The sequence below is a fragment of the Elioraea sp. genome (assembly GCF_022842375.1).
In the GTDB taxonomy this organism is placed as follows: Bacteria; Pseudomonadota; Alphaproteobacteria; order Acetobacterales; family Acetobacteraceae; genus Elioraea_A.
Genome location: NZ_JALHPR010000001.1, coordinates 343,328 through 365,783, shown reverse-complemented (window position 1 = coordinate 365,783; position 22,456 = coordinate 343,328). Strand labels below are relative to the sequence as shown.

Below are 22,456 nucleotides of genomic sequence, written 5' to 3'. Positions count from 1 at the left end.
TCCACGCTGATCAGCCCTCTCGCCGCGCCATCATGAACAGGCCCTCTACTTGCGTGGCTGCGTGGCGCGCGTCACTGGCACACGCGTCGGCACCCACCCTGATCGCGAGATCGGGATCAGCAGCGAAAGGAGCCCCCCCAACGATCACGCGGATACGCCTATTCTGCGAAGCTCGCCTAGCCGCGCGAATGAAAGAGCCAAGAGTGTTGATCCGGGCGCTGCAACTCTCAGAAATTCCGAGCACGGCATACCAATGCGTGCCGAGACACTGGACAACATCGCCCTCGATTGCAGACGTGAGACACGTTACGTTCCACCCCGCTCGTCTCAGAAAGGCACTCACCAAGTCGACCGCAAAGGAATGCGGATCACCCGGTCGAGGCATCAAAAGCATTTGTCGGGCCGGATCCAGGCGCGCACCATCACCACAGAATGCGCGGTCAAACTCGTGCAGCAACCGCCTCAAAGCGAGAACTCCAATTGTTACGTCCGCGAAGCTTATCTGATCGTTATGCCAGAGTTGACCGAGATAGCGCACTGCACCTGACACAAGATCCAGATAGAGATTCTCAAGTGTGTGCCCATCAGCCTGAAGCTGCCGCATCAGACTGGCACCACCATTGACGTCGCTTGCAAGCGCAAGCTCTGCAAGCAGGACGACACAGTCGGCAGCGTCCGCATAATCGGTCGGCACATGCACGCGGCGATGGGTCATCACCAGAAGCGGCGTGACGCGACCCTCAACGGCTCCCACGAGTGATTGCAGAGTAACGCCGGGCCGAGACGAGCGCCGGCCGATCAGTGTCGTCAGCGTCGGACTTTGTGCCGCGCATGACTGGGAGCGGTCACCAAACACTGGGTCAGAGTTTGGGGCCCGCGCAGTGACTGCCGTGCCAAGGTCTAGTTCAGCACCCTGCGAGCGATCACACTCCTCCTGGTGACATCCACTCTGTGAGGCCGGACTGGTGCTGAGGAGAGATGCATCCATTGTGACGACGTCCGTCGGGTTTTCCTGCTGTCACATTCCCGCCGCCGGTCGCCCGCTGTCAAGTTAGATTTACGTCAATGCCGCTTGACACTCTGTCCGCTCGACAACTAGCCTTCTGATCATGCACGCCGGTTCGTACGGCAGGACACGGTACGAACCAATTGCCTCAACGACGCCGATAGGCAGGAAAGCCGACATGGCCATCAAGTTGATTGATAATCTTCGGCCAAACTGCGGACTGCGCGAGTTGCCACCTGCGAGGCACATCGCACGAGTGTGGTGGTAGACGCATGCCGAGCCAGAAAGGAGCCTGTCAAGTCATGCTGACAGAACGCGCCGTCAAGCGAATTGTCGACTCGGTCGACTGCAGCCCATGGGCTTCGACTGCAGGTCGTACCACGCTCCACAGCTACAGTCGGCTACGTCCCGAACAGCATCGGCAGCCGCTGTATTCACCTGAAGAGCGCCGCCGCCGAGACGCGTCACGCTGGACCTTCGTGCAGGGTGTTCTCGCACCGCTCCAGTTCGCGGTATTTCTCGTCAGTCTTGGACTGGTCGTGAACTACCTTTCGACTGGCAATGGCCTCTCGGCTGCGACAGCCTCTATCGTAGTGAAGACACTCGTTTTGTACACGATCATGGTCACAGGTTCTCTGTGGGAGCACGACGTCTACGGGAAATACCTCTTTGCGCGCCCGTTCTTCTGGGAAGACGTGTTCAGCATGCTCGTTCTGGCGCTGCACACCCTTTACCTTGTTGTCGCCGCAGCAGCGATCGGATCGCCGCAAACACAGATGCTGATCGCGCTCGCAGCCTATGCCGCCTATGTGGTGAACGCGGTACAGTTTGTTCTCAAGCTCCGCGCAGCCAGGCGCGATGAGGCTCTGACAGGCGCGATGAGCGCCGGGCGTGAAGGCCGCAGCCCAGGCTTCGCCCAGTGAATGACGTCTCGCCACATCGTTCGGCGCGCGCTTCAGGCGGCAGCACCTGCGTGTCAGTAGAGACTAGCGCATCTGCGTACAGGTCGATCGTTCATGAGCGCGGGCAGCGCGAAGTGTTCTGCGGGCTGACAGGCATCATCTGGCTGCATCGCAAGATCCAGGATGCTTTCTTCCTCATCGTCGGCTCGCGGACATGCGCACACCTGATGCAGTCTGCTGCCGGCGTCATGATCTTTGCCGAGCCACGCTTCGCAACCGCGATCATCGATGAGCGTGATCTTGCCGGCCTCGCCGACGCGAACGACGAGCTTGATCGCGTGGTGACGACACTCATCGCGAGGCGGCCGGATATCCGCCTGCTGTTCCTTGTCGGTTCCTGCCCGTCCGAGGTGATTAAGCTCGATCTCTCCCGCGCTGCCGCGCGACTCGATGGCCAGCTATCGCCCGGCGTTCGCGTCCTGAACTACTCGGGTAGTGGGATCGAAACGACCTTCACTCAGGGCGAGGACGCCTGCCTCGCCGCCATCGTTCCCGAGATGGGAACTGCGCCGACAGACGAAGCCGCGCTGCTCATTGTGGGCACTCTGTCGGAGTCGGTCGAGGATCAGTTCCGGCGGATCTTCGATGCGATCGGCGTCGGGACTGTCGCCTTCCTGCCGCCGCGTCGTGCAGCTGACATCCCCTCCGTCGGTCATGGCACACGGTTCCTGCTCGCGCAGCCCTTCCTTGCGGAGACCGCGCGCGTCCTAGAGGCGCGCGGGGCAAAGCGGCTGGCCGCCCCGTTCCCCCTCGGCATCGAGGGAACGACCGGCTGGCTCCGTGCCGCGGCCGAAGCCTACGATGTTCCTGCAGCAGTGTTTGAGGACGCGATCGCCGCGCCCCGCCGCCGCGCCGAAACTGCACTTGCCGCGCACCGCGCGCAGCTTTCTGGCCGGAGCATCTTCTTTTTCCCCGACAGTCAGCTCGAGATCCCACTCGCGCGATTCTGCCATAACGAACTTGGAATGACGCCGGTCGAAATCGGCACGCCATATCTGCACCGTGAGCATCTTGCCGAGGAGCTTGCCCTTCTGCCGCCAGGGATGCGCATCACCGAAGGCCAGCATGTTGAGCACCAGCTCGACCGCTGCCGCGCCGCACGGCCCGACATCGCTGTGTGCGGCCTAGGCCTCGCCAATCCGCTTGAAGCGGAAGGGGTGACGACGAAGTGGTCGATCGAGCTCGTGTTTACGCCGATCCAGGGCTTCGACCAGGCCGGTGACCTAGCGGGGCTGTTCGCCCGCCCGCTCGCGCGGCGCGACAGGCTGGGAGTGTAGGCCGATGCACCTCGCCGTCTGGACCTACGAGGGACCGCCTCATGTCGGCGCGATGCGCATCGCCGCGGCGATGCGCGACGTGCACTACGTGCTGCACGCGCCGCAGGGCGACACCTACGCAGACCTACTGTTCACGATGATCGAGCGCTCCAAGAAGCGCCCGCCGGTCACCTACACGACTTTCCAGGCACGCGACCTCGGCGGCGATACCGCCGACCTTTTCAGGGCGGCAGTGCAGGACGCGCACGCTCGTTTCCGCCCCGCAGCCATGCTGGTCGGGTCATCCTGCACGGCCGAGCTGATACAGGACGATCCAGGCGGGCTCGCGGAAGGCATGGGGCTTCCGATCCCCGTCGTTCCGCTCGAGCTCCCAGCCTATCAGCGCAAGGAAAATTGGGGTGCGGCGGAGACGTTCTACCGCCTCGTCCGCACCTTCGCCGGCCCAACCGCACCTGCACCCGGCACGGTCCGGCCGCAGCGCGCGATTGGTGTGAGACCGAGCTGCAATCTGCTTGGCCCCGCCGCGCTTGGCTTTCGCCATCGGGACGATGTGACCGAGATAACCTCGCTGCTTGCCCGCATGGGCGTCGAGGTGAACGTGGTCGCACCCCTCGGTGCAAGCCCGGCCGATCTCGCGCGGCTCGGCGAGGCCGACATGAACATCGTGCTTTACCCGGAGATCGCTGGCGTTGCAGCGACATGGCTGCAGCGCATGTTTGGCCACACCACGATCCGCACCATTCCGATCGGCGTCATCGCCACGCGCGCCTTCATCACCGAGGTTGCAGAGGCAGCCGGGCTTGATGCATCGGCGCTGCTTGCGGCAGAGGAGAGCCGGCTGCCGTGGTACTCCCGCTCGGTCGACAGCACGTACCTCACCGGCAAGCGCGTGTTCGTGTTCGGCGATGCGACCCATGCGATCGCCGCTGCGCGCGTCGCCACTCGGGAACTTGGCTTCACCGTCGTTGGTCTCGGCACCTATTCGCGCGAATTCGGCCGTGAGATTCGCGAGGCTGCAGCCGAGTTCGGCGTCGAGCCGCTGATCACCGACGATTATCTCGAGGTCGAGGCAAAGGTCGCCGAACTGCAGCCGGAACTGGTGCTCGGCACGCAGATGGAGCGCCACATCGCCAAGCGCCTAGCAATCCCATGCGCGGTGATCTCGGCCCCTGTGCATGTCCAGGATTTCCCCGCGCGCTACTCGCCGCAGATGGGATTCGAAGGTGCGAACGTGCTGTTCGACACCTGGGTGCACCCGCTGATGATGGGCCTGGAGGAGCATCTCCTCGGCATGTTCCGTGACGATTTCGAGTTCCATGATGGTGCGGCGCCGTCGCATCTCGGTCACCCGCCAACCCAGCGCACTGCAGGGATGGCAGCGGCCGGCAAGCCCGACGTCGTAGAGGCGCCTTCCGCGCTGCCCTCCTCAGCGGCCACGGTCGCGGGGCCCGCGCCATGGACAGCGGAGGCCGAGAAGGAACTCGGCCGCATTCCCTTCTTCGTCCGCGGCAAGGCTCGCCGCAACACTGAACGCTTTGCGGCCGAACGTCGGCTTGCGAGCATCACCGTAGAGACCCTGTATGACGCCAAAGCGCACTTCTCCCGCTGACGCGACGCCGGTGCGCGTCGTGATCGTGACAATGGACAGCCACTTCGGTGGCGCCGTCACGGCTGCGCGCGAGATACTGCGGCGTGACCTGCCTCGTCTCGAACTCGTGCTGCACGCTGCCGACGAGTTCGCCGCCGACGATGACGCGCTTGCCCACTGCCTCGCCGACATCGCGTCTGCCAACATAGTCATCGCCGGCATGCTGTTCATGGAGGATCACATCAAGCTCGTGCAGTCCGCGCTGGAGGCGCGCCGGGCCTCGTGCGACGCACTGGTATGCTGCCTCTCCGCGCCCGAGATCGTTCGCCTGACGCGCCTCGGTCGGTTCGACATGACGGCGGAGGCAACCGGAATCGTTGGCCTGCTGAAGCGCCTCCGCGGCAAGAGCAAGGGTGGCGCGCAGGCTGCGAGCGGCAGGGGCCAGATGAAAATGCTGCGGGAACTGCCGCGGCTGCTCCGCTTCATTCCGGGCACCGCACAGGACGTGCGCGCCTATTTTCTCACCCTGCAGTATTGGCTCGCTGGCTCGGCCGAGAACATCGCCGGCATGGTTGCAATGCTCGTCAACCGCTACGCAACGGGGCCACGCAAGGCGCTTGCTGGCGCCCTGCGTGTCGCGCCGCCCGTGCACTATCCCGATGTCGGACTCTACCATCCCCGCGCCACGGGACGCGTGGCAGAACGGCTCGAGGCACTGCCCCGTCCGGGCGCACGGGGCACTGTCGGGCTTTTGCTGTTGCGCTCTTACGTGCTCGCCAACAATGCGCGGCACTATGACGGCGTGATCGCCGCACTCGAGGCGCAAGGTTTAAACGTAATCCCCGCCTTCGCCTCGGGGCTCGACGCGCGACCTGCGATCGAGCAGTTCTTCATGCGTAACGGCAATCCCGCGGTCGATGCGGTCGTGTCGCTCACCGGCTTCTCGCTCGTCGGCGGCCCAGCCTATAACGATGCAAGAGCGGCCGAGGAGATCCTGGCCAGGCTCGACGTTCCCTACGTCACAGCGCACCCGCTCGAGTTCCAGACCATGCGCCAGTGGAATGCCGATCAGCGTGGCCTGCTCCCCGTCGAGGCGACAATGATGGTCGCCATCCCAGAGCTCGATGGAGGCATCTGGCCGATGACCTTCGGCGGACGGTGCGGCGCAGCGGCAACGGGTGAGAAATGCCCCGGCTGCGACGGCATTGCCTGTGCTCGTGACATGGTGCCGCATCTCGAACGCTCAGCGACGCTCGCTGCCCGCGTCGCGCGCCTAGTCGCACTTCGCAAGGCAGAACACGCCGAGCGGCGCATCGCGATCGTCCTGTTCAATTTCCCGCCCAATGCCGGCACGACCGGCACCGCTGCCTATCTGGGCGTGTTCGCCTCGCTGCTCAACACGCTCAAGGCCATGCGCGCCGAGGGCTACACCGTCGAGGTGCCGGAGAGTGTCGATGCGCTGCGCACGATGATCCTCGACGGCAACCGGGAACGTTTCGGCACGGTGGCGAATGTCGGGGCACGCGTCACGGCCGACCATCACGTACGCCGCACGCCCTGGCTCGATGAGATCGAGAAGGCCTGGGGCCCCGCCCCCGGCCGGCACAACACAGACGGGCGCGACATCTTCATTCTTGGGATCCAGCTTGGCAACGTCTTCGTCGGCGTGCAGCCGGGCTTCGGTTACGAAGGCGACCCGATGCGCCTGCTGTTTGAGCATGGCTTCGCGCCGACGCATGCCTTCGCCGCCTTCTATCGATGGCTCCGCGAGGATTTCAGCGCCGATGCAGTGCTGCACTTCGGTACCCATGGCGCGCTGGAGTTCATGCCAGGCAAGCAGGTCGGCGTCTCGGCCCAGTGCTGGCCCGACAGGCTGATTGACGCTCTGCCGAACTTCTACCTCTATGCCTCGAACAATCCATCCGAAGGCATGATCGCCAAGCGCCGTGCCGGCGCGACGCTGGTCAGCTACCTGACGCCGCCGGTCTCCGCGGCGGGACTCTATCGCGGCCTCCTCGAGCTCAAGGCGTCGCTTGACCGCTGGCGCGCGCTCGAGCCCGACGCCGATCACGGCCAGCGCGATGCGCTCGCAGGCATGATCCAGGCGCAGGCCGCTGCGGTCGACCTCGCCACGACTGAGCCGGTCTGGGGGGGGCAGGCGTCGGAGAAGATCACCGCCCTCGGCAGGGCGCTGCTGGAGCTCGAATACACGCTGATCCCGCATGGCCTGCACGTCATCGGCGAGCCGCCGAGCCACGCGCAGCGGGCCGAGATGCTCGATGCGGCCGGCATCATGGACGCCGTAGATCGCGCTCGCCTCGATGCCCTCCTTGGCATCGACCACGAACTGCCAAGCCTGCTCCGCGCGCTTGACGGTCGCTACATCCGTCCCGCCCCTGGTGGCGATCTCCTGCGTAGCATGGATGTGCTGCCTACGGGGCGGAACATCCATGGCTTCGATCCCTTCAAGCTTCCCTCCGCCTTCGCGGTGCAGGATGGCGCGCGCCAAGCGCAACGGCTGCTCGACCGCCACGCGGACGAGGGGAACGCGCTGCCCGAAACGGTTGCGATGGTTCTCTGGGGCACCGACAACCTCAAGACGGAGGGTGGCCCGATCGCGCAGGCGCTGGCGCTCATGGGAGCAAGACCGCGGCTCGACAGTTATGGTCGCGTCGTCGGCGCGTCGCTCATTCCGCTGGGCGAGTTGGGCCGGCCGCGCATAGACGTGGTGATCACGACCTCGGGCATCTTCCGCGACCTCCTGCCGCTTCAGATGAAACTTCTCGCTGAAGCCGCCCTGCTCGCCGCGACGGCAGACGAGCCGGCGGAGATGAACTTCATCCGCCGCCACGCGCTCGCGCACATGGCGAAGCATGGCGGAACGATCGAAGATGCGAGCCTCCGCGTGTTCGGCAACACCGACGGCGCCTATGGTGCGAACGTGAACTTCCTGGTTGGCGAGAGTGCCTGGAATGACGAGGACGAACTGGCCGAGGCCTTTGTCAAGCGCAAGGGCTTCGCCTTCGGCGTCGACGGCAGGCCATCACGGAACGACAAAGTGCTCGGCGATATCCTGGCGACCGTCGACATCACCTACCAGAACCTCGACAGCATCGAGGTCGGTGTCACGACGGTCGACCACTACTTCGATACGCTGGGCGGCATCAGCCGCGCGGTGCGCCGCGCCCGCGGCGGCACGGCCTCGGCGGTCTACATCGGCGACCAGACGCGCGGCGATGGCAAGGTTCGCACCATTGCAGAGCAGGTCGCGCTTGAGGCGCGCACGCGCGTGCTGAACCCGAAATGGTACGAAGGCCTGCTCAAGCATGGCTTCGAGGGCGTGCGCGAGATCGAGGCGCATGTGACGAACACGATGGGCTGGTCGGCCACCACAGGCGAGGTTGCGCCTTGGGTCTACCAGAACCTGGCCCAGACCTACATGCTCGATACCGAGATGCGCGAGCGCCTTGCCGCGCTGAACCCAACTGCCTCAGCGAAGATCGCCAACCGGCTGATCGAAGCGCATGAGCGCCGCTACTGGAGCCCTGACCCCGAGATGCTCGATGCGCTGCGGCGCGCAGGCGAGGACCTTGAGGATCGAATGGAAGGCATCACAATGGGAGTGCCCGCATGACCGTCGTGACGCCACCGCGACCTGCAGAACCCGCTTTCTCCCGCCCTGATCTCGCGCGCGCCGCGCTCCGCGGCCGGGGCGACGGCGATGGCAGCGTCCAGGTCCATGCCGACAGCGCCTTCAAGATCGAAGGGGCGAAGGTGTTCGCTGTCTACGGCAAGGGGGGGATCGGCAAGAGCACGACCTCGTCAAACCTGTCCGTCGCCTTCTCCAAGCTTGGCCGCCGCGTGCTCCAGATCGGCTGCGATCCAAAGCATGACAGCACCTTCACGCTTACCAAGCGGCTCATCCCGACCGTCATCGACGTTCTCGAATCGGTGCAGTTCCATGCAGAGGAACTGCGTCCGGAGGATTTCGTCGTCGAAGGCTACAACGGCGTGCTCTGCGTCGAGGCAGGCGGCCCGCCTGCGGGCACGGGCTGCGGCGGCTACGTCGTCGGTCAAACGGTGAAGCTCCTGAAGGAGCATCACCTGCTCGAGGAGACCGATGTCGTCATCTTCGACGTGCTGGGCGATGTCGTATGCGGCGGATTCGCTGCCCCATTGCTCCATGCCGACCGCGGATTGATCGTTGCGGCGAACGACTTCGACAGCATCTTCGCGATGAACCGTATCGTCGCGGCGATCGCGGCGAAGGCGAAGAACTACGGCGTCCGGCTCGGCGGCGTAATCGCCAACCGCTCCGCGGGCATCGACCAGATCGAGAGGTACAATGCCGCCACTGGCCTGAAGACGCTGGCGCACTTCCCGGACCTCGACATCATCCGCCGCTCGCGGCTGAAGAAGACGACGCTGTTCGAGATGGAGGCCTCGCCCGAGCTCGAGCGGGTGCAGCACGAGTATCTCCGTCTCGCTGCGTCTCTCTGGGCCGGCACCGATCCGATCGAGGCAGGCCCGCTGAAGGACCGAGAGATCTTTGACCTCCTCGGATTTGACTGATGCAGACCACGACCTACCAGCAACGCCGGGGCCAACTCCTCACCTATTTCGACCGCACGGCAGTCGAGTCCTGGAAGCGGCTGACCTCGGATGTGCCCGTCAGCGGCATCCGGGCGACGGTGCGCGCAGGCCGCGACACGATGCGTGCGACGCTGCTCTCCTGGCTTCCCGATGATCTGTCGGGCGTGCGGATCCTCGATGCCGGCTGCGGCACTGGTGCCTTCGCGATCGCTGTCGCTGCACGCGGAGCAGACGTGATAGCGATCGATCTCTCGCCGACGTTGGTCGCGATTGCGCGCGAGCGGGCCGAGGATCATCGCGGCCCTGGCACCGTGATGTTTCGTTCGGGCGACATGCTGGATCCTGGCCTCGGCAGTTTCGACCATGTCGTCGCGATGGACAGCCTGATCCATTATCGCGCCCCGGATGTCGTGGCCGCGCTGTCGGGGCTGGCAGCGCGGACGCGCCACAGCATCGTCTTCACGTTTGCCCCGCGAACGCCGGCCCTAACGGTGATGCACACCGTCGGGCGCCTTTTCCCGCGAAGCGACCGCGCGCCCGCGATCGAGCCCGTGGGCGCTGCGCACCTCGGCAGCCTGATCGGCGCTGATGCGGCCTTCGCAGAATGGCGGCAGGGCAGGACGCAGCGTGTCGCACGCGGCTTCTACACGTCACAGGCCAAGGAACTCCGGCGCGAGTTCGTGCGCGGATGAATGCGATCAGCGACAGTCTGGTGCGCGGTTGGCGTCGCCTTGGCACGCGGTTCCTGCCTTTCGCCGACGTGGCGACGCCCGACCTGCCGCTGCCGCGCCTCTTCCGGCTGTCGCTGTTCCAGGTGTCGGTAGGCATGTCGGCGGTGCTGCTGATCGGCACGCTGAACCGGGTGATGATCGTCGAACTCGGCGTTCCCGCCTCTGTCGTTGGGCTCATGGTCGCCCTACCCGTCGTGTTTGCCCCGTTCCGTGCACTGATCGGTTTCCGGTCGGATACGCATCGTTCCGTGCTCGGCTGGCGTCGCCTGCCCTATATTTGGTTCGGCAGCCTGCTGCAGTTCGGCGGGCTCGCCATCATGCCCTTCGCGCTGCTGCTCCTCTCCGGCGATACGGAATGGCCACCGATCTTCGGCCAAGTTGCCGCGGCGCTGGCGTTCCTGCTCGTCGGCGCGGGTTTGCACACGGTACAGACAGTCGGTCTTGCACTTGCGACCGACCTCGCCGCAGAGGAGACACAGCCGCGCGTAGTCGCGATGATGTCGGTCATGCTCCTCGCAGGGATGGTTGTCTCGGCCCTGCTGTTCGGCGCATTGCTCGCTGATTTCAGCCACCTCAGGCTGATCCAGGTGATCCAGGGGGCCGCGGTGGTGACGATGGCGCTGAACTGCATCGCGCTCTGGAAGCAGGAGCCGCGCAGCCCCGCGCGTTCGGACAATCATGTTCCGCAGCCCAGCTTTTCCGAGAGCTGGGCGGCACTGCGGCAGGGTGGTCGGTGGAACCGCAGGCTGCTTGCGGTCGGCCTTGGCTCAGCAGCGTTCAGTATGCAGGACGTGTTGCTCGAACCCTATGGCGGGCAGGTTCTTGCGATGCCGGTCAGCGGCACAACGCTTCTAACGGCGCTTTTCGCGGGTGGCGGCATTGGAGGCCTCAGCTTCGCTGCCAAAGCGCTGCAAGGTGGCTGGGACGAGCATCGCGTTGCGGCGTATGGCGCACTCACCGGCGTGTTTGCCTTCGCTGCCGTCATCCTCGCCGCCCCGCTGGGCTCCGTGCTGCTGTTCGCCGGCGCAACTGCGCTGATCGGGTTCGGCAGCGGGCTGTTCGTTGCCGGAACGCTGATCGCCTGCATGCGCTTCGCGGGCAAGGGCCACGCCGGCCTTGCACTTGGTGCCTGGGGCGCTGTGCAGGCGACCGCTGCGGGTGCTGCGATCGCGGCCGGGAGCGTGATCCGCGATACGGTCGGCAGTGCAGCGACCGCAGGTGCGTTTGGCTCGGCGCTCGACGTGGTCGCGACCGGATATGGCGCCGTCTACCTTATCGAGATCCTTCTTCTTTTCCTGACCCTGGCCGTGATCGGCCCGCTTGTGCGCCATGCGGGCGCGCCACTGTCCGTGCCCCTGCTCGGACATCGTCGTGCCGACGTTGTCGAGCCAACACCAAGCCTGGCGAGGTAACCATGCCATCCACCGGTATCACTACCCACTTCGACATAGCGTTCGTCAGCCTCTATGCGTTCTGGATCTTTTTCGCCGGTCTGGTGTTCTACCTTCACCGGGAGAGCAAGCGCGAAGGCTACCCGCTGCTGACCGACCGACCGGACAGGATCAAGGTCGTGGGCTTCCCGAGCATGCCGTCGCCCAAGACGTTCCGTACGTCGGACGGGCACAACATCACCGTGCCGCGCGTCGGCGAGGTCGAGCCGCCGATCAACGGCGCGGTCGCGTCATCGAAGGTGTTCGGCTCGCCGCTGGTGCCAACGGGCAACCCAATGGTCGATGCCGTCGGCCCGGCATCCTACGTGCATCGCGCTGATGTGCCTGACCTCACCTTCGACGACGGCGTGCCCAAGATCGTGCCGCTGCGCGCCGCTCCCGGTTGGAGTCTTGCGGACGAGGATCCGAACCCCGTCGGCATGAAAGTCATCGGCGCTGACGGCGAGGTTGCCGGTACGTGCAGCGATGCGTGGATCGACATCTCCGAGGTGGTCGTCCGCTACCTCGAAGTCGATACTGGCCAGCGACGTGTACTCGTGCCGATGACGCTCGTACGGATCGAGGGCAACCGTCGCTTGGTGAAGGTCGTGTCAGTGCTGGCGAGGCACTTCGCCGAAGCACCGGGGCTTGCCAATTCGAACCAGGTCACGCTCCGCGAGGAAGACAGGATCTGTGCATACTTCGCTTCCGGCCACATGTACGCAACACCGCAGCGCCAGGAACCACTGGTCTGACGAGCGGGTCCAGAGGAGGAGTGCCAATGCGGGAGCACGATTTCGAGCCCGTCCCCGGTCTGCCTGAGGCACTGCCGGAGGGTGAGACAATCCTGTGGCAGGGGGCGCCGCAACACGGGCCCCTCGCTCGCAAGGCGCTGCACGTGCGCAGCATCGCCTTTTACTTCGCGGCCCTTGCCGCTTGGCGTGGAACCGCGCTCGCTCTCGATGGCGCGTCCGCCACAGAAATCCTGCTTGGTGCGGGGCTACTGGTCGTGCTCGGTGCCATTGCAATTGCGCCGCTCGCATTGTTCGCCTGGGCTTCGGCGCGCAGCACGATCTACACCATCACCAATCGCCGGGTCGTCATCCGTGCCGGCGTCGCACTGCCGACATCGGTGAACGTGCCCTTCGCCGCGATTCAGGCCGCGGGGCTCAAACTGCACGGCGAGGGTATTGGCGATATCGCGCTGCGCTTGGTGCCTGACCAGAAGATCGCATATCTTTTCCTCTGGCCGCATGTGCGGCCCTGGCACTTCTCGCGCCCCGAGCCGACGCTGCGCTGCGTCGCCGATGCCGAGGCGGTTGCCCAGGTGTTGGGCCGCGCCCTAGCGGGCGCAGCCTCCTTACCGGTGCGGCCGTTCGCGGAGACAACGCCGCCGCGGAGCGAAGCTCACGGCACCGCTGCGGCCGCGGCCTGAAGACAAACGCCAGGAGGACGGGATGGACGCACGACACGACACGCGAACGAGGGCAGAGGGAGCAACGCAACGGCGCGGCTTCATCCGCTCACCCGTCACCTTCGCAGTTGCGGCGATGGCTCTGGTCGTCGGCGGTGTTGCGATCGCCCAATCCTTCGGTGTCGATCCTTTGCGCCCCTCCGGCACCCCTGCGGTCACGCGCGACCTCCACTTCGAGGATACGCCGCACGGCGCGATCCGCATCAGCGATGCCCGCACCGGTCAGACGGTGACCGACCTCGCACCGGGTGCCGGCGGCTTTGTCCGCGCCACGCTCCGTGGCTTCGCGCGCGAACGTCGCGCGGCGGACGCTCCCGGCCCCGAGAGCCCATTCCGCCTGACCGCGTGGAGTGATGGGCGACTGACGCTTGAGGACCCGGCAACCGGCCGGTTCGTCGACATCGGCGCCTTCGGGCCAAGCCAAGTCGAGAGCTTCACCACCATCCTCATTGCCCAGGGAGGCATCCCGCGATGATCGATTGGCTGCTGGGGCGCCGCACCGTCGAGATCCTCTGCGATCTCGACCTTGAACAGACAGGCGAGAGCCTGCACGCCTATGCGATCCCGGTCGACATTGAGGTCGGTCCGGGCGACGAACTCGTGATGCACGGCGCGCCGGCCGGCGTGCCCTTCGGCGAGCGCGCGACGATGCGGGTGCGCGCGACGCTGCGCCGCGCCGGCTGGTACGACCGCTCGGTGGTCCATCTTGGGGCGATCTTTGCGCTCACCGAACTGTACAATGTCGGCTTCGAGGATATCGAGCTTCCAGAGGTGGCAAGATGAATGCGCTTACCCCCGTCAAGGCGACGAACGAAAGCACGCGGATCGCGCTGCAGGATACCGTTCTGACGCCGCGCTTTTACACGACCGACTTCGCCGCGATGGACCGGCTCGATATCAGCTCTGTGCGCAAGGACTGGGACAGCCTGATGGCTGAGTTCAGGGCAGACTTGAACAAGGGCCACTTCGTCCGCTCGCCGGCATTCGACGATTTCAAGCTCGAACATCTTCCGCCCGCGCTGCGTAAGGAGTTCATGGAGTTCCTGGTGAGCTCGGTCACGGCGGAGTTCTCGGGCTGCGTGCTCTATGCCGAGATCAAGAAGCGCATCAAGAACCCCGATGTTCAAGAGCTCTTCGCTGTGATGGCACGCGACGAGGCCCGTCATGCAGGCTTTATCAATGAGACCTTAAAGGGCCTCGGTATTGGCGTAGATCTCGGATTTCTCACAAAAGCAAAGAAATATACCTACTTCCAGCCCAAGTTCATCTTCTACGCCACGTACTTGTCAGAGAAGATCGGCTACGCGCGGTACATCACAATCTTTCGTCAGTTCGAGCGCAATCCGGAAAACCGCTTCCACCCGATTTTTCAGTGGTTTGAGCAATGGTGCAACGACGAGTTCCGTCACGGGGAGGCGTTTGCACTCCTCATGCGTGCGAACCCGTCTCTGCTCGAGGGATTGAATAAGTACTGGGTGAAGTTTTTTCAGCTCGCTGTCTATGCGACAATGTATGTGCGTGACCATGCCCGGCCCGAGTTCCACAAGGCGCTCGGCATGGACGCTACGAGCTACGACATGCAGGTGTTCCGCATCACCGCGGAGATCAGCAAGCAGGTTTTCCCCGTCACGCTCGACATCGACCATCCGGGCTTCCATCGCGGCCTCGAGAAGCTGCGGCGGGTCACCGAAGCCATGTACGAGGCTAGGCACCAGAAGGGCATCGGCGGCGCGCTCAGGCGCTTCGGCCTCAAGGCATCGGCAGCATCGGCCTTCATCAGGCTCTACCTCCTGCCGGGCAAGCACGCCGCCCTGCCGGCGGAGATTCGCATGAGCCCGGCTTGGTGATGTGCTGGGCGCGGATGAGAGCACGCGGGTGAGGGCATTGGCACGATGATGGAACTGCTTCTGCCCGCACTCTTCACTGTGTTCGCTTGGTGGTTCTCCACGGGTGCAATTCTCTATCTCGATGGCCTCCCGCCCCGAACGTTCCGCTTGAGCCTTGCGGGTGCCAGCCTGCTTGCACTGCTTGCACTCTGGGGCCTTGTTGCGACGTCCGGCGATGGCTCCGTCACTGGCACGTATCTCGCCTTCGTCTGCGCGCTAATGGTCTGGGCCTGGCAGGAAATGGCGTTCCTAATGGGCCTCGTCACCGGCCCGCGCCGGACCCACAGCAGACCTGGCGCGTCAGGCTTACGCCGCTTCGCCGATGCCCTGATGGCAATCCTGCACCATGAGCTTGCGATCGTCGGCGGTGCAGCACTCGTCATTGCCGCAACGTGGGGGGGTGAGAACCTCGTTGGCCTCTGGACCTACCTCCTGCTCTGGGTCATGCGGCTTTCTGCGAAACTGAACCTGTTCCTCGGTGTACCGAACCTCGCAGAGGAGTTCCTGCCCGACCATCTCACATATCTGCAGAGCTACTTCCGCCGTCGCCCGATGAACCTGCTACTACCGTTCTCAGTGACCGGAGGCACGATCGGCACGGTACTGCTTTTCCAGGCAGCGACGGCAGACGGCGCCTCGGCGGCCGACATCGCGGGCTTCACCTTTCTCGCCACCATGCTCGCGCTTGCGGTGATCGAGCACTGGTTTCTCGTGCTGCCCATCCCCTCCGTCCTGCTCTGGGCCTGGAGCCTGCGCGCAGATTCGCACGGCGAGGCGCCCCGAGCATGGACGGCCTCGATGCACGGGCCGTATGATCCAAATGGGTTGCGCGACGTGCTCGATGCTGCTCGCCAGGGCGAGTTCGGCGACGTCGAGAACATCAGCGGCAGCGTGCGCGCCGCCGGTGGATGGGTCGAGTTCTACGCCACGGCCGGCGGTGCGACGATCACCGCCTGTACGCCGCCTGCCTCAGCGGAAGCGCGTGTGACAGCTGTCGGCCGGCGGATCGACCATGACCGGCTGCTCGCGGCACTCGCCGCCTGCGCCCGCCCCTCCCCCGCCCCGACAGCAGCGGGATGACCACCAGCATGATCACGACATCCGGGCCAAGGCCGCAGCACCGCGGCAGGACAAGCCAGACGAAGCGGCACCAGAAGGGTACGGAGGCGACATGAACTACGAGGCATTCTTCCGCCGACATCTTGACGGCCTCCGGAACGAAGGGCGATACCGCGTCTTCGCCGACATCGAGCGACATGCCGGCGCATTCCCGCGAGCGACCCTGCACACGCCCGAGGGGTCCCGCGAGGTCACAGTCTGGTGCAGCAACGACTATCTGGGCATGGGCCAGAACACAGAGGTCCTCGCCGCAATGCACGAGGCACTCGATCGCTCCGGTGCGGGTGCGGGCGGCACACGTAACATTGGTGGTACGAACCACTATCACGTGCGGCTGGAGACCGAGCTTGCCGACCTCCACGGCAAAGAGGGCGCACTGATATTCAACTCGGGCTACATGTCGAACTGGGCGAGTCTGACCACGCTTGCAGCCCGAATCCCCGGCTGCGTCGTCTTCTCCGACGAGGGCAACCACGCCTCGATGATCGAGGGCATCCGTCATTCGCGGGCGGAGCGGCGCATTTTTGCCCACAACGACCCCGAGGATCTACGCCGCAAGCTCGCTGAGTTCCCGATCCAGACGCCGAAGCTCGTCGCCTTCGAGAGCGTCTACTCGATGGACGGCGACATTGCCCCGATTGCAGAGCTCTGCGACGTGGCCGATGAGCACAACGCCATGACCTATCTCGACGAGGTGCACGCGGTCGGCCTCTATGGCCCGCGTGGCGGCGGCATCTCCGAACGCGATGGCCTGGCTGACAGGCTGACGGTCATCGAAGGAACCCTCGGCAAGGCCTTCGGCGTACTCGGCGGCTATATCGCTGCCTCCACGCCGCTGTGCGACTTCGTCCGCAGCAACGCGTCGGGCTTCATCTTCACCACAGCGATTCCCCCGCACGTTGCAGCAGGGGCGATCGCCTCGATCGCGCACTTGAAGCGCAGTAGCAGCGAGCGGGTGCAGATGCACGAGCGCGTGGCAACGGTCCGCCGCCGGCTCGACGCCATCGGCGTGCCGCATCTTGCCAATCCGAGCCACATCATTCCCGTCATGGTCGGCGATGCTGCAGCCTGCAAGCGTATTAGCGATATCCTGCTCAATGCCTACGGGGTCTATGTTCAGCCGATCAACTACCCAACCGTTCCGCGAGGAACTGAGCGGCTTCGCATCACCCCATCACCCCTGCACTCCGATGCTGACATCGAACACCTGATCGGGGCCCTGTCGGCAATTTGGTCAGAGTTGAGGCTGCGTCGTGCAGCATGACGATGCAACCACCTCCTCCGGAAGCCGCGTGCAACGTGCGCCAGTGACTGGCCGTATCCTTTTTCCGTTTTCGGCCATCGTCGGGCAAGACGAAATGAAACTTGCTTTGCTCATCGCCGCGGTCGATGCAACGCTTGGTGGTGTGCTGGTGTTTGGTGACCGCGGCACTGGAAAGTCCACCGCTGTGCGTGCTCTGGCCGCCCTACTTCCCGAGATGAAGGTTGTTGTTGGCTGTTCCTACGCATGCGGGCCCGAATCAACGCAGGGTCTCTGCGACAACTGCCGCGATGGCAGCACGAAGCTGAAGACAGCGCTCGTTCCAGTTCCTGTTGTTGACCTGCCTCTCGGGGCAACAGAGGATCGCGTCGTCGGCGCTCTCGATATCGAACGCGCTCTTGCCCAGGGAGTGAAGGCCTTCGAGCCCGGACTGCTGGCACGTGCGCATCGTGGATTTCTCTACATTGACGAGGTCAACCTCCTTGAGGATCACATCGTCGATCTGCTCCTCGACGTTGCCGCCTCGGGTGAGAATGTTGTCGAGCGCGAAGGCATCTCAATCCGCCATCCTGCGCGCTTTGTTCTCGTCGGCTCCGGCAATCCAGAAGAAGGAGAGTTGCGTCCGCAGCTTCTCGATCGTTTCGGTCTATCCGTTGAGGTAACAACCCCTTCAGACCTCGTGTCCCGGATCGAGGTCGTACGTCGCCGCGACTCCTTCGAACGGGACCCAACAGGCTTTACGCACGCGTGGGCGCCTGAGGAAGCCAAGTTGCGGAAACGGATCGTTGCCGCGCGGAAGCGCCTTCCAGGAACCGTGGTTTCAGACTCTACGATCGAGTACGCCGCAAAGCTTTGTATGGCACTCGGGACTGATGGGTTGCGCGGCGAACTTACGCTTGTTCGTGCTGCACGTGCGCTTGCGGCCTTCGACAGCATTGCGGAAGTCGGGCTCGCTGAACTTCGACGGGTCGCGCACCCGGCGCTACGTCACAGGCTACGACGCAACGTCCTCGATGAGACGGTATCGGACGTCCGTGTCTCCCGAGCGATCACAGAGGCGTTCGGCCCATGAGGCGCCGATGCAGTGGATTGGCCTCTTGAACGCACCCCCCGCCGGCGACTGGGCCGACGCCCTGCTCGCCATCAGTCTGTTCGCCGTCGATCCGATCGGCCTCAAGGGCATCATCATCCGCTCCGCACCGGGGCCGGTGCGCGATCGGTTGCTTGCGAACGTTCGTCGCCTGCTTCCGCCTAGCGACTCTTTCCGGAAGCTCCCTCCTGGCGTCGTCGACGGACGCCTGCTTGGCGGCCTTGACTTGGCGGCTACACTGAAAACAGGAAGGCCCGTCGCTGAACGCGGCCTGCTCGCGGAATCACACGGCGGCGTCATTCTTCTTCCGATGGCGGAACGAATTTCGTCCGGTCTCGCCGCGCGATTGGGCGCGGTGCTCGACCGTGGCGAGGTGGTTGCCGAGCGGGACGGAATTGCGATCCGTGAAGCAGCTTCACTCGGCATGGTGCTCCTTGACGAGGGTGCTACAGATGAGGAGCACCCTCCCCGCGCCCTTTCCGAGCGAATTGGATTTTCCATCTGCCTTGATGGAACACCGCTTGGGGCAACGACGCCTTCCGATGTCACCGCAGATGACCTACGCGCTGCCCGCGCGATTTATCCCCTGGTCGCTACCCCGGATGGGTTGATTGAAGCGCTTTGCGAGACCTCGCTTGCACTGGGCATCGCCTCGCTGCGCGCACCATTGCTCGCGCTGAATGCCGCGCGAGCGGCAGCTGCACTTGCCGGCAGGCCGACGGTTTCGGACGAGGACGCCGCAGCTGCCGCCCGTCTCATTCTCGGACACCGCGCTACACGCCTGCCTTCATCGAACAGCGAGGATCAGCAACCAACTGAGCAGAAACAGGACAGCGGAGATGTACCGCCCCCACCAGAGGGCAGCGAGACTGATGAGACCCGGCAACCCGACTCGAAAGAGCTCGCGGACCTCCTGCTCGCAGCAGCCGCAGCGGCGCTGCCTCCCGGGCTCCTCGCGGGGCTGGCTCTCGGAAAATCGGTACGGCAGGCGTCATCCGCCGGCAAAGCCGGCGTGACCCGTTTCTCGGCTCGCAGGGGAGCCCCCATTGGGGCACGTCCCGGCACACTCGATGGCGGAGCGCGACTTGCTTTGCTCGACACGCTACGAGCGGCTGCCCCGTGGCAGCGGCTCAGATATCGCGAAGGCGGCCCTCAGATCATGGTGAGGCGCCAGGACTTTCGCGTTAAGCGCTTCCGCGAGCGGAGCGAAACAACGACAATCTTCGTCGTCGACGCATCAGGCTCCTCGGCGATGAATCGCCTGGCGGAAGCCAAGGGCGCCGTCGAGCTCCTGCTCGCCGAATGCTATGTGCGACGTGATCGCGTCGCGCTGATCTCATTCCGAGGCCGTGCGGCCGAGTTGCTTTTGCCGCCGACGAATTCGCTCGTCCGTGCACGAAGAAGTCTCGCCGCGCTTCCTGGCGGGGGCGGCACCCCGATTGCGGCAGCATTGGACGCAGCGCGGGCGTTAGCCGATGCCGTGTTGCGCCGGGGCGGTACCCCGCTCCTTGTACTTCTGACGGACGGACGTGCCAACGTTGCACGTGACGGTACCGGCGGCCGCGAGACAGCTGAAGCGGACGCACTCGCCGCCGCCCGCCCAGTCTCACTCATGCGCATCGCGTCCGTGCTGCTCGACACATCGCCGCGACCGCAGGTACAGGCCAGCCGGCTCGCTGCTGCTTTAGGCGCGCGCTATGTGCCGCTCCCCTCCGCTGATGCAGCCGCACTCTCACGCGCTGTTAGATCAGCTCAGCCGGCCGTAGGCGGCCGCGCCGCCTGATTGAGCCGGGCTGATCATGCAGAACCGTCCACATTGGCCGCGCGACGGGCAGCAGTGGCCGAACCGCGAAGCTAGCCAATTCGTACGTGCAGCGGGTTTCCGCTGGCATGTCCAAATTGCTGGGAACGGCCCAGCTGTACTGCTGCTGCACGGCACCGGGGCGGCAACGCATTCCTGGCGTAGTCTTTTGCCGCTGCTTTCCGAACGATACACTGTTGTGGCACCTGATCTGCCCGGCCACGGCTTCACGGATACGCCGCCCGCAAGAGCGCTGTCGTTGCCGGGGATGGCGGCAGCAGTCGATGCACTTCTTCGCGAGCTTTCAATCGAACCAACCCTAGCAGCGGGCCACTCCGCTGGAGCGGCAGTACTGGCCGTTATGGCGCTGGACGGCATGATCGTTCCGCGTGCCCTTGTCAGCCTCAACGGCGCCCTCCTTCCGCTGCGTGGCGGCCCGGGCGATCTCTTCATCTTTTCTGCCCTCGCACGGATGCTGGTTTCGCTTCCACTCGTTCCATTGATAATCGCTCGTCGCGCGGGGGACAGACGGGCGGTCGAGCGACTGCTGCGCGGCACAGGATCAACGATTGATTCGGCTGGCGTGGATGCTTACGCAATGGTCGTTCGACATCCCGGGCACGTGGCGGCAGCACTGGGCATGATGGCCGCCTGGGACCTCCATCCGCTTGCCCGCGCGCTGCCACGGCTCCAGATTCCGCTGACCCTGGTCGTCGGTGAGAATGATCTCACGATCCCGCCGTCGGATGCACAGCGCGTACGCGCACTCATCCCAACAGCGAAGTTCTTCAGCTTGCCCCACCTTGGCCATCTGGCGCACGAGGAAGATGGACCTGCGATCGCCGCGATCATCGACGACGCAGGAATGGCGACAAAGCCAAGCACTGCCGATTCCTTCTGAATCGCTCCCACTCATCGCAATCCAAAAGAAAACGGGCGGCGCATAGCGACCGCCCGCAAATGAGAGCGCCGTAAGCCTGCTAGGTGCTTGATCCCAGGTTTTGATGGTGCACCCATTTCCCCGGTATCGAAAGACGCGCATGGGCTAAGTGTGGCTTGTTGCGCGCGGCCTGGTCTCGCGCACCGCAAGCAGCCGCCGGGGCGGCCGATGGCGGCAAGGATGCGCCGCGCCACTGCCCGCAAATCGGCCGTGCGCTCGGTCGTCGAGCACCTCTTTGCCCGGCAGAAGGGGCCAATGGCGCTGGTAGTGCGCACCATCGGGATTGCCAGGGCCTCGTTCTTCGCCGAGCGATAGGCTGTGGCCGGCTGGTCGAACAGACCATGCAGCTTAGCATGACGGTCTCCGCGGTCGCCCGGCTCCACGGCGTCTCCCCCCAGTCTGCAGTTCCAGGGCAGGCGCCGCGTGGCCGAGGGCGGGCACTAGGCTGTCAGGGCCGACGAAGAGGTCGTCCTCGTCAGCCGCGTTCGGAAGCTCGAGAACCGCGTCCGCGAACTTGAGCGCCCGCTCGGCCGCAAGACCATAGAGACCGAGATCCTGCGCAAGACCCTGGAGCAGACACGCCCAAAAAAACCTGCGCTGCGCTTGCCGTCGCCGCCACGCGATGGGTCCCGGTGAAAGCCGTGGCCGGCACGATCGGCGTCGCCCGGTCCAACCTGGCCGACCGACGCGCGCCCGACCTGCGGCTATCGCCGTGTCATGACGACGATCAACCGCGCCATCCGCACGCACGAGGGCAACGTCGCCGCCGCGGTCTCGAACCAGCGCGGAGCGTCGGACGGCTCCGAAATCCCCGGCTGGAACGGCGAGGTCGTCCGCGTCGCCTTTGCCATCGACACCCACGGCCGCGAGATCATCGCCTGGGTCGCCACATCCGGCGGCGGCATCTCCGGCGAGATGATCCGCGACATGATGCTCGACTGCGTCGAGCGCCGCTTCGATGCCATCCGCGCCCCGCAGCCCGTCAGTGGCTCGCTGAGTCGAAGGCAACGCCCGAAGGGCGGTAAAACGGCTCCGCCTACACCGCCGCAGAGACGACCGACTTCGCCGCCGCGCTGAACCTGGTTCCGTGCTTCACGCGGGTCCGGAGCCCCGAAAGCAACGGCGTCTGCGAGGCTTTCGTCAAAACCCTGAAGCGCGACTATGCCCGCCTGAACCCCACGCCGGACGCAATCTCCGTCCTGCAGCAGACCCCCGCCTAGTTCGAGGATTACAACACCATCCACCCCCACAGCGGCTTGCGCATGCGCTCGCCCCGTGAGTTCATCGCCCTGCAGTCA

At 64.8% G+C, this 22,456-nt stretch carries 19 protein-coding genes and 1 pseudogene; 19 read left to right on the top strand and 1 reads right to left on the bottom strand.

Features of this window, described 5'->3' with window-relative positions; genetic code table 11:
- Window positions 1-10: 10 nt before the first annotated feature.
- On the bottom strand, window positions 11-715 hold the full coding sequence (locus Q0C38_RS01685; RefSeq protein WP_291295308.1) for a B12-binding domain-containing protein: 705 nt from the start codon (window positions 713-715) through the stop codon (window positions 11-13).
- 593 nt (window positions 716-1,308) lie between these two features.
- On the opposite strand from Q0C38_RS01685, the gene bchF reads away from it, so the two are divergent.
- From bchF to Q0C38_RS23295, 19 genes and pseudogenes are all read left to right on the top strand, one after another.
- Window positions 1,309-1,929: a 2-vinyl bacteriochlorophyllide hydratase gene (gene bchF, locus Q0C38_RS01680; RefSeq protein WP_291295307.1), complete on the top strand. Its 621-nt coding sequence runs from the start codon at window positions 1,309-1,311 to the stop codon at window positions 1,927-1,929.
- Window positions 1,930-1,979: 50 nt separating this feature from the next.
- Window positions 1,980-3,245 carry a ferredoxin:protochlorophyllide reductase (ATP-dependent) subunit N gene (locus Q0C38_RS01675; protein ID WP_408869999.1) on the top strand — a complete coding sequence of 422 codons (1,266 nt, stop codon included), beginning with the start codon at window positions 1,980-1,982 and terminating at the stop codon, window positions 3,243-3,245.
- A 4-nt stretch (window positions 3,246-3,249) separates the two neighbouring features.
- The gene (gene bchB, locus Q0C38_RS01670; RefSeq protein ID WP_291295306.1) at window positions 3,250-4,854 is read left to right on the top strand and encodes a ferredoxin:protochlorophyllide reductase (ATP-dependent) subunit B; all 1,605 of its coding nucleotides are present in this window, start codon (window positions 3,250-3,252) and stop codon (window positions 4,852-4,854) included.
- Window positions 4,826-8,467 carry a magnesium chelatase subunit H gene (locus Q0C38_RS01665; RefSeq protein ID WP_291295305.1) on the top strand — a complete coding sequence of 1,214 codons (3,642 nt, stop codon included), beginning with the start codon at window positions 4,826-4,828 and terminating at the stop codon, window positions 8,465-8,467. The genes bchB and Q0C38_RS01665 overlap by 29 nt, the downstream gene beginning before the upstream one ends.
- Entirely contained in the window at window positions 8,464-9,405 is a 942-nt protein-coding gene (bchL, locus tag Q0C38_RS01660; RefSeq protein WP_291295304.1) for a ferredoxin:protochlorophyllide reductase (ATP-dependent) iron-sulfur ATP-binding protein, read from the top strand. The genes Q0C38_RS01665 and bchL overlap by 4 nt, the downstream gene beginning before the upstream one ends.
- Window positions 9,405-10,118, top strand: coding sequence for a magnesium protoporphyrin IX methyltransferase (gene bchM / locus Q0C38_RS01655; protein ID WP_291295303.1), 714 nt, complete (start codon window positions 9,405-9,407; stop codon window positions 10,116-10,118). The genes bchL and bchM overlap by 1 nt, the downstream gene beginning before the upstream one ends.
- A 20-nt stretch (window positions 10,119-10,138) precedes the next feature.
- A complete protein-coding gene (locus Q0C38_RS01650; protein ID WP_366937225.1) occupies window positions 10,139-11,569 on the top strand; it encodes a BCD family MFS transporter in 1,431 nt (476 codons plus the stop codon).
- A 2-nt stretch (window positions 11,570-11,571) separates the two neighbouring features.
- Entirely contained in the window at window positions 11,572-12,342 is a 771-nt protein-coding gene (puhA, locus tag Q0C38_RS01645; protein WP_291295301.1) for a photosynthetic reaction center subunit H, read from the top strand.
- A 26-nt stretch (window positions 12,343-12,368) separates the two neighbouring features.
- Window positions 12,369-13,022 (top strand): photosynthetic complex putative assembly protein PuhB, encoded by a 654-nt coding sequence (gene puhB, locus Q0C38_RS01640; protein WP_291295300.1) that lies wholly within the window; start codon window positions 12,369-12,371, stop codon window positions 13,020-13,022.
- Window positions 13,023-13,044: 22 nt separating this feature from the next.
- Window positions 13,045-13,536: a photosynthetic complex assembly protein PuhC gene (gene puhC, locus Q0C38_RS01635; RefSeq protein WP_291295299.1), complete on the top strand. Its 492-nt coding sequence runs from the start codon at window positions 13,045-13,047 to the stop codon at window positions 13,534-13,536.
- Window positions 13,533-13,844, top strand: a complete 312-nt coding sequence (locus Q0C38_RS01630) for a hypothetical protein (protein WP_291295298.1) — start codon at window positions 13,533-13,535, stop codon at window positions 13,842-13,844. The genes puhC and Q0C38_RS01630 overlap by 4 nt, the downstream gene beginning before the upstream one ends.
- Window positions 13,841-14,908, top strand: coding sequence for a magnesium-protoporphyrin IX monomethyl ester (oxidative) cyclase (gene acsF / locus Q0C38_RS01625; protein ID WP_291295297.1), 1,068 nt, complete (start codon window positions 13,841-13,843; stop codon window positions 14,906-14,908). Before Q0C38_RS01630 ends, acsF begins: the two co-directional genes overlap by 4 nt.
- 45 nt (window positions 14,909-14,953) lie before the next feature.
- A complete protein-coding gene (gene puhE / locus Q0C38_RS01620) occupies window positions 14,954-16,027 on the top strand; it encodes a putative photosynthetic complex assembly protein PuhE (protein ID WP_291295296.1) in 1,074 nt (357 codons plus the stop codon).
- 91 nt (window positions 16,028-16,118) lie between these two features.
- Complete coding sequence (gene hemA, locus Q0C38_RS01615; RefSeq protein WP_291295295.1) at window positions 16,119-17,330, top strand: 5-aminolevulinate synthase; 1,212 nt, start codon at window positions 16,119-16,121, stop codon at window positions 17,328-17,330.
- Window positions 17,320-18,399, top strand: coding sequence for a magnesium chelatase ATPase subunit I (bchI, locus tag Q0C38_RS01610; protein ID WP_408869997.1), 1,080 nt, complete (start codon window positions 17,320-17,322; stop codon window positions 18,397-18,399). The genes hemA and bchI overlap by 11 nt, the downstream gene beginning before the upstream one ends.
- 7 nt (window positions 18,400-18,406) lie before the next feature.
- On the top strand, window positions 18,407-20,200 hold the full coding sequence (locus tag Q0C38_RS01605; protein ID WP_291295294.1) for a magnesium chelatase subunit D: 1,794 nt from the start codon (window positions 18,407-18,409) through the stop codon (window positions 20,198-20,200).
- A gap of 16 nt (window positions 20,201-20,216) precedes the next feature.
- On the top strand, window positions 20,217-21,119 hold the full coding sequence (bchO, locus tag Q0C38_RS01600; protein WP_291295293.1) for an alpha/beta fold hydrolase BchO: 903 nt from the start codon (window positions 20,217-20,219) through the stop codon (window positions 21,117-21,119).
- 180 nt (window positions 21,120-21,299) lie between these two features.
- Window positions 21,300-21,452, top strand: a pseudogene (locus Q0C38_RS01595) (IS5/IS1182 family transposase); the annotation flags it as partial.
- A 423-nt stretch (window positions 21,453-21,875) separates the two neighbouring features.
- Window positions 21,876-22,235, top strand: a complete 360-nt coding sequence (locus Q0C38_RS23295; RefSeq protein ID WP_408869996.1) for a hypothetical protein — start codon at window positions 21,876-21,878, stop codon at window positions 22,233-22,235.
- Window positions 22,236-22,456: the final 221 nt, after the last annotated feature.